The sequence below is a fragment of the Kytococcus sp. HMSC28H12 genome, from assembly GCF_001816045.1.
Lineage (GTDB): Bacteria > Actinomycetota > Actinomycetes > Actinomycetales > Dermatophilaceae > Kytococcus > Kytococcus schroeteri.
The window spans coordinates 1-959 of sequence record NZ_KV824578.1 but is presented as its reverse complement, the minus strand read 5'-3'; the positions used below and the strand labels follow the sequence as shown (position 1 = coordinate 959).

Annotated in this window: 1 protein-coding gene; it reads left to right on the top strand. The window is 74.2% G+C overall.

Features of this window, described 5'->3' with window-relative positions; all coding sequences use genetic code 11:
- Positions 1 to 959: DEAD/DEAH box helicase (locus HMPREF3099_RS09070; protein ID WP_141762095.1), on the top strand; the 959-nt coding region annotated here is incomplete at both ends.

Genomic DNA, 959 nt, shown 5'->3' with positions numbered 1-959 from the left:
CTGGCCGCCGACCGCCGCCGCCCCGCCCCGGGCCGTCCCCGGGCGCTGGTGCTGGCCCCCACCCGGGAGCTCGCCAGCCAGATCGAGCGCGCCATCAGGCCGCTGGCCGACGCCGAGCGCCTGACCACCACCGTCGTCTTCGGTGGCGTGGGGCAGAACCCGCAGGTGACCGCGCTGCGCAAGGGCGTGGACGTGCTCATCGCCTGCCCCGGCCGCCTGGAGGACCTCATCGGCCAGGGGCACTGCGACCTGCGCGACGCCGGCATCGCGGTGCTCGACGAGGCCGACCACATGGCCGACCTGGGCTTCCTGCCCGGCGTGAAGCGCCTGCTGGCCGCCACCCCGCGCGACGGTCAGAAGCTGCTGTTCAGCGCCACGCTCGACGGCGGCATCAAGGTGATCGCCGACCGCTTCCTGAGCCAGCCGGTGACGCACGAGGCCGACTCCGCTCAGTCGCCCGTGGCCACGATGACCCACCACGTGCTGGAGGTGGCCAAGGACGACAAGCTGCCCGTGCTGCGCGAGCTGGCCGCGGCACCCGGCCGCACCGTGGTGTTCACCCGTACCAAGTACGGGGCCAAGAAGCTGGCCAAGCAGCTCACCGCCAACGGGGTGCCGAGCGTGGACCTGCACGGCAACCTCTCGCAGAACGCCCGCCAGCGGAACCTGGCCGCGTTCACCGAGGGCGTCGCCTCCACCCTCGTGGCCACCGACATCGCGGCGCGCGGCATCCACGTGGACGACATCGCCCTGGTGGTGCACGCCGACCCGCCCGCCGAGCACAAGGCGTACCTGCACCGCTCCGGGCGCACCGCCCGCGCCGGCGCCGAGGGCACCGTGGTGACGCTGATGCTGCCGGACCAGCGCGACGAGGTGCGCTCGCTGATGCGGGCCGTGAGGATCCGGCCGGTGACGCAGACCGCGGCCGTGCCCGGGGCGCCGGTGCTGCAGGAGGTGGT